Origin of the sequence: Mycobacterium sp., assembly GCF_051006775.1 — a bacterium.
In the GTDB taxonomy this organism is placed as follows: domain Bacteria; phylum Actinomycetota; class Actinomycetes; order Mycobacteriales; family Mycobacteriaceae; genus Mycobacterium.
Map to the genome: position 1 here is coordinate 1 of NZ_JBPCSX010000021.1, position 6,095 is coordinate 6,095.

General features: G+C 67.2%; 6 protein-coding genes and 1 pseudogene. 3 read left to right on the forward strand and 4 right to left on the reverse strand.

The genetic code is table 11. The features are described 5' to 3' along the window. Positions 1–98 precede the first annotated feature (98 nt). From ACR2JI_RS01285 to ACR2JI_RS01295, 3 genes are read right to left on the reverse strand one after another with little or no spacing between them, the layout of a single operon-like run. Positions 99–1,256, reverse strand: coding sequence for an acyl-CoA dehydrogenase (locus ACR2JI_RS01285; protein WP_526387195.1), 1,158 nt, complete (start codon positions 1,254–1,256; stop codon positions 99–101). A 53-nt stretch (positions 1,257–1,309) separates the two neighbouring features. Next, positions 1,310–1,816: a 5-(carboxyamino)imidazole ribonucleotide mutase gene (purE, locus tag ACR2JI_RS01290; RefSeq protein ID WP_526387197.1), complete on the reverse strand. Its 507-nt coding sequence runs from the start codon at positions 1,814–1,816 to the stop codon at positions 1,310–1,312. Beyond that, positions 1,817–2,995, reverse strand: a complete 1,179-nt coding sequence (locus tag ACR2JI_RS01295) for a 5-(carboxyamino)imidazole ribonucleotide synthase (RefSeq protein WP_526387199.1) — start codon at positions 2,993–2,995, stop codon at positions 1,817–1,819. A gap of 87 nt (positions 2,996–3,082) precedes the next feature. Between ACR2JI_RS01295 and ACR2JI_RS01300 the strand changes: the two are divergent. Continuing rightward, a pseudogene (locus tag ACR2JI_RS01300) lies at positions 3,083–3,631 on the forward strand (GtrA family protein); the annotation flags it as partial. A gap of 38 nt (positions 3,632–3,669) precedes the next feature. Here the strand turns inward: ACR2JI_RS01300 and ACR2JI_RS01305 are convergent. Continuing rightward, complete coding sequence (locus tag ACR2JI_RS01305) at positions 3,670–4,200, reverse strand: PH domain-containing protein (RefSeq protein WP_526387201.1); 531 nt, start codon at positions 4,198–4,200, stop codon at positions 3,670–3,672. A gap of 44 nt (positions 4,201–4,244) precedes the next feature. On the opposite strand from ACR2JI_RS01305, the gene ACR2JI_RS01310 reads away from it, so the two are divergent. Both ACR2JI_RS01310 and ACR2JI_RS01315 read left to right on the forward strand, forming a co-directional pair. Further along, the gene (locus ACR2JI_RS01310) at positions 4,245–4,985 is read left to right on the forward strand and encodes a hypothetical protein (RefSeq protein ID WP_526387203.1); all 741 of its coding nucleotides are present in this window, start codon (positions 4,245–4,247) and stop codon (positions 4,983–4,985) included. 31 nt (positions 4,986–5,016) lie between these two features. After that, positions 5,017–6,095 (forward strand): acyl-CoA carboxylase subunit beta (locus tag ACR2JI_RS01315; RefSeq protein ID WP_526387205.1); only part of this gene is annotated, 1,079 nt, incomplete at its 3' end.

Sequence of the window (6,095 nt, forward strand, 5' to 3'; positions counted from 1 at the left end):
TGCGCTAGGGCGCACCGCCGATCGGCGCGAGCGTGCGCACAATGGACAGTTCAGCGGCGTGTTGCCGTACAGACACGCACGCTCGCGCCAGAGGGGGGTCAGCGCAGCAGGGCGCGCGACATGACCACGCGTTGAATCTGGTTGGTGCCCTCATAGATCTGGGTGATCTTGGCGTCACGCATCATCCGCTCGACCGGGAAGTCGACGGTGTAGCCGGCGCCGCCGAAGATCTGCACGGCGTCGGTGGTGACCTCCATGGCGACATCGGAGGCGAAGCACTTCGACGCCGCGGAGATGAACCCGAGGTCGGGCTCGCCGCGCTCGGCACGGGCGGCTGCCGAGTACACCATCAGCCGGGCCGCTTCAATCTTCATCGCCATATCGGCGAGCATGAACGCCAGACCCTGGTTGTCGGCGATCGGGCGGCCGAACTGCTTGCGGTCCTTGGCGTATGCGATCGCCGCGTCCAGTGCGCCCTGGGCGATACCGACGGCCTGGGCGCCGATGGTGGGCCGGGTGTGGTCCAGGGTGGCCAGCGCGGTCTTGAAGCCGGTTCCCGGTTCGCCGACGATCCGGTCACCCGGGATGCGGCAGTTCTCGAAGTACAGCTCGGTGGTCGGCGAACCCTTGATGCCCAGCTTGCGTTCCTTGGGCCCGACGGTGAATCCCTCGTCATCCTCGTGGACCATGAATGCCGAGATTCCGTTGGCGCCCTTGTCCGGGTCGCTGACCGCCATCACGGTGTACCAGGCGGACTTGCCGCCGTTGGTGATCCAGCACTTGGAGCCGTTGAGGATCCAGTCGTCACCGTCGGCCTTGGCGCGGGTCCGCATCGACGCGGCGTCGCTGCCGGCCTCGCGCTCCGAGAGCGCGTAGGACGCCATCTTGCCGTCGGCGATCTCGGAGAGCACCCTCTTCTTCAGGTCTTCGGAGCCGCGCAGGATCAGGCCCATGGTGCCCAACTTGTTGACCGCGGGGATCAGTGATGCCGAGGCGTCGACCCGCGCCACCTCTTCGATGACGATGCAGGCCGCCACCGAATCGGCACCCTGGCCGCCGTACTCCTCGGGCACGTGGATGGCGTTGAAACCCGAGGCGTTGAGCGCGTCGAGGGCTTCCTGCGGGAAGCGTGCGTGCTCATCGCAATCGGCCGCGTGCGGCGCGATCTCTTTTTCGGCCAACGCGCGGATCGCGGCCCGCAACTCGTCGTGCTCTTCGGGTAACCGGAACACGTCGAACGAGGGATCACCGGCCATCTCAGGCTCCTAAGCTTCTCCGGGATTACTTGGCGGTAACTTTACCCGCGGTTTCACTCACCGAGTAATCGCTGCTGAAGTGCCCGGTCCTTGGTCAGAACCTCGGCCTCGAGGTGTTCCTGGAAGCTCTCCATCCGGGCTCGCAGTGCGGGGTCGGCCGCGGCCAGGATCCGCACCGCCAGCAACCCGGCATTACGCGCCCCGCCGATCGAGACGCATGCGACAGGCACGCCGGCCGGCATCTGGACGATCGACAGCAGCGAGTCCAGACCGTCGAGTTTGGCCAGTGGCACCGGAACACCGATCACCGGCAACGTGGTGGCCGAGGCCACCATGCCCGGCAGGTGGGCCGCCCCGCCCGCGCCGGCGATGATCACCGCGATGCCACGGCCGGCGGCGGTGCGGGCGTAGTCCAGCATCCGGCCCGGGGTGCGGTGCGCCGAGACCACACCGACTTCGAAGGGCACGTCGAATTCGGCGAGGGCCTCGGCGGCGGCCTCCATCACCGGCCAGTCGCTGTCACTGCCCATGATCACGCCGACCCTGGGTTGCTCAGCCATTCAGTGCCCGTCCCATCCGTCGCTCCACTCCGCGTGCGACAACCAGTGTGCCGCCCGTTCGGCACGTTCACGAACCTGACCCACGTCGTCCCCGAGCACGTTGACGTGACCGATCTTGCGGCCGGGACGCTCACCCTTGCCGTAGAGGTGCACATGGGCGTCGGGGATCCGGCCGAACAGGTGGTGAAGACGCTCGTCCATGCTCATCGACGGGGCCGCAGGCGCCCCCAGAACGTTGGCCATCACCGTCACCGGGGCCAGCGGCCGGGTGTCACCGAGGGGGTAGTCCAGAACCGCCCGCAGGTGCTGTTCGAACTGACCGGTGACCGAACCGTTCATGGTCCAGTGCCCGGAGTTGTGCGGCCGCATCGCCAGTTCGTTGACCATCAGCGCGCCGTCGGTGGTCTCGAACAACTCGACCGCGAGCAGCCCCACCACGCCCAGCTCCTCGGCGATGCGCAGGGCCAGCCGTTCGGCTTCGGCGGCCAACGCTTCGGGCAACCCGGGTGCCGGGGCCAGCACGGTGACGCAGATCCCCTGCCGCTGAACGGTTTCCACGATCGGCCACGCCGCGCCCTGACCGAATGGCGAGCGGGCCACCAGTGCGGCGAGCTCGCGACGCATCGCCACCCGTTCCTCGAGAAGCACCGGCACCCCGTCGGCCAGATACCCGCTCACCGCCTCACGCGCGGCGGCGAGATCATCGGCGAGCACCACGCCGCGACCGTCGTAACCGCCGCGCACCGTCTTGACCACAACCGGGCCGCCGATCCGCGCCGCGAAGGCGTCGACGTCGGCCAGGGTCTCAACCGCGCTGAATCGCGGCACCGGCGCACCGAGTGCGGTCAGCCGCTCACGCATCGCGAGCTTGTCCTGGGCGAAGACCAGCGCCTCCGGCGCCGGCAGCACCGTGACGCCCTCGGCGACGAGGGTGTGCAGCAGTTCGGTGGGGACGTGCTCATGATCGAAGGTCAGCGCGTTGGCGCCATCGGCCGCCGCGCGCAGGGCTTCCAGATCGGTATGGGATCCGATCACCACGTCGGGGCTGACCTGTGCGGCCGGATCATCGGCACTGACGGCCAGCACCCGCAGGGTCTGGCCCAGCGCGATCGCAGCCTGATGCGTCATCCGGGCCAGTTGCCCGCCGCCCACCATTGCCACCACAGGTGTGTTCGGCACGGTTCATATCGTGTCATGGTCGGGTTTAGGCCCGGTGACCAGCACCGCTACGCCATCCACCCCGGTTTTTGCGTAGACTTTGCCGCTGTGTCCTTCGCAGACGCCACGATCGCCCGGCTGCCCGGCCCGATCCGGCCCTTCGCCGAGCGCCATCACGAACTGATCAAGTTCGCCATCGTCGGCGCCACCACCTTCATCATCGACTCGGTGATCTTCTACACGCTCAAGCTCACGATTCTCGAGCCCAAGCCGGTCACCGCGAAGGTCATCTCCGGCATCGTCGCGGTGATCGCGTCCTATGTGCTCAATCGGGAGTGGAGCTTCCGCGACCGCGGCGGCCGGGAACGTCATCATGAGGCTTTGCTGTTCTTCGGATTCAGCGCAGTCGGCGTCGTGCTGAGCATGATCCCGCTGTGGCTGTCCCGCTACGCCTTCGACCTGCAGGTCCCGAATGTCTCACTGACTGTGGAGAACATCGCCGACTTCGCGTCGGCCTACGTCATCGGCAACCTGCTGCAAATGGGGTTCCGGTTCTGGGCGTTCCGCCGCTGGGTGTTCCCCGACGATCTGGGCAACACTGAGATGGCACTGGAGTCCACCCTGTCGTCCGGCGGCATCGCCGAGGTGATGGAGGACGAAATCGCCCTGCGCGGCCGCCGCCGGCCGCCGGCCGCCTAGCGCTCCTCGTCGTCAGGATCGTCGAGACCGTCCCCGGTGTCGAAGATCTCGTGATACAGCAGCGCGTGCACCTGCTCGACCTGTGGGATGTCGTGGAATTCCAGGGGATCCTGGGACGCCGACTCGATGATCAGGGTCCCGGTGCGCACCAGTCGGTCCCGGAACCGGTGGGTGAACTCCACACTGTTGATCCGGGCCAGCGGGATGTCGATCCCGGCTCTGCTCAACATGCCGTGACGGTACATCACCCGCCGGTCGGTGATCACGAAATGCGTTGTCAGCCAGGCGAAGAACGGCCGGACGGTCAGCCAGCCGGCCAGCAGCGCCCAGATCGCCGCGATGACGGCCGAGATCACCGTCTTGGCGGTGGGCTGCCAGGTGGTCCGGCTCACCAGCGCGGCAAGGAACGCGGCCAGTGCGGTGAACACCAGCAGTGCCAGCACCGGGGCGATCAGACGCTTCCAGTGCGGGTGGCGATGCAGCACGACATGTTCGCCGTCGGCCAGAAGGTTGTCCGGATAGCCCATGATGTTCTCCTACGCCAACAGCACCGTAATTTGCAAGGCCACCGATGACGCAACCGCTGACCAACCTGATAGCCCGACTCGACGAGGCCTGTGCCTGGCTGGAGGTGCACCCTCCGGTGCATCCGGTGACCCGCCGTGTCGCGGTCGCGCTGGAAGACATGCGTGCGGTGATCGACTCCGGCAGCGGCCCCACCGAATCCGCCGCGATCCAGAGCGAGGTCCTGGCCGCCGCGATGCCCGGCGAGGATGAGCAACTGGCTGATCTGGTTCGCGAGATCGGCGCTCTGTGGCGGGGGCTGATGGGGGTACCCGGAGGCCGCAGCCGCAGGCGAGGACCTTCCCAGGCCCCGGTATTCGTGATCGCCGGAGGCCGTCCGGTGCGCTCGGTGCCGATGATCGACGGCGGCCTGGACATCCTCGCGTTCGACCCGGCGACCGGCCGATTGGTGCGGGATATGGGGCAGTTGGAGGCGGTGGTCATGCCCGCCCAAGCCGGCGCCCACATCGTGGACGTCAAGAGCTTCTACGACACCGTCGACGCCCTGCGGCGCGAACACGGTCTGCGCACACCCGAGGTTCCGACGCCGGCCGCCGCGCTCGGCACGCCCATCGACTGGCTCGGTACCGGTGCGGCCACCCAGCCCTACCGTGCCGCCGTCGGTGGCGACGAGTGGCTGATCCGGGTCAACGACTGGCCGGACGAGCCCAGCGTCTACACGATGTTCGTCAATGGGCGGGAGGCCTTCGGCTTCGACGGCTGGCCCGACACATGGTCGCGACCGTGAGGCACCCGCCAGGGGGTTAACATCGTGACCCATGACGAGCGTTACCGAACCGGACATCCACACAACGGCCGGGAAGCTGGCCGATCTGCGCAACCGCGCCGAGGAGACACTGCATCCGGTCGGTGAGACCGCCGTCGAGAAGACGCACGCCAAGGGCAAGCTGACCGCCCGGGAGCGCATCCTGGCCCTGCTCGACGAGGGCTCCTTCGTCGAACTCGACGCGCTGGCCCGGCACCGCAGTACGAACTTCAACCTGCAGGAGAACCGCCCGGTCGGCGACGGCGTGGTGACCGGTTACGGCACCATCGACGGCCGCGAGGTGTGCCTGTTCAGCCAGGACGCCATGGTGTTCGGCGGCAGCCTCGGCGAGGTCTACGGCGAGAAGATCGTCAAGATCCAGGAGCTGGCCATCAAGACCGGCCGGCCGCTGATCGGCATCAACGACGGCGCCGGCGCCCGCATCCAGGAGGGTGTGGTGTCGCTGGGGCTCTACAGCAAGATCTTCTACAACAACATCAAGGCCTCCGGTGTGATCCCGCAGATCTCACTGATCATGGGCGCCGCGGCCGGCGGGCACGTCTACTCCCCCGCGCTGACCGACTTCGTCATCATGGTCGACCAGACCAGCCAGATGTTCATCACCGGACCCGACGTCATCAAGACCGTCACCGGTGAGGACGTCACCATGGAGGAACTCGGCGGCGCCCAGACCCACATGTCGAAATCGGGCACCCTGCACTACGTCGCCTCCGGCGAACAGGACGCCTTCGACTTCGTCCGCGATCTGCTCAGCTACCTGCCGCCGAACAACTACGCCGAGCCGCCGCGCTATCCGGCCCCACCGCACCCGGGTGCCATCGAGGACAACCTCACCGAGGAAGACCTCGAGCTGGACACCCTGATCCCGGATTCGCCGAACCAGCCCTACGACATGCACGAGGTGATCACCCGGATCCTCGATGATGACGAATTCCTCGAAGTGCAAGCAGGTTTCGCGCAGAACATCATCGTCGGATTCGGCCGCGTCGATGGCCGTTCTGTCGGCATCGTGGCCAATCAGCCCACCCAGTTCGCGGGCTGCCTGGACATCAACGCCTCGGAGAAGGCCGC

Bases quoted from the DNA above. Each gene is read 5' to 3' on its own strand.
- ACR2JI_RS01310 (WP_526387203.1), top strand. From the start codon at position 4,245: ATGACGCAACCGCTGACCAACCTGATAGCCCGACTCGACGAGGCCTGT.
- purE (WP_526387197.1), bottom strand. From the start codon at position 1,816: ATGGCTGAGCAACCCAGGGTCGGCGTGATCATGGGCAGTGACAGCGAC.
- ACR2JI_RS01305 (WP_526387201.1), bottom strand. From the start codon at position 4,200: ATGGGCTATCCGGACAACCTTCTGGCCGACGGCGAACATGTCGTGCTG.
- ACR2JI_RS01285 (WP_526387195.1), bottom strand. From the start codon at position 1,256: ATGGCCGGTGATCCCTCGTTCGACGTGTTCCGGTTACCCGAAGAGCAC.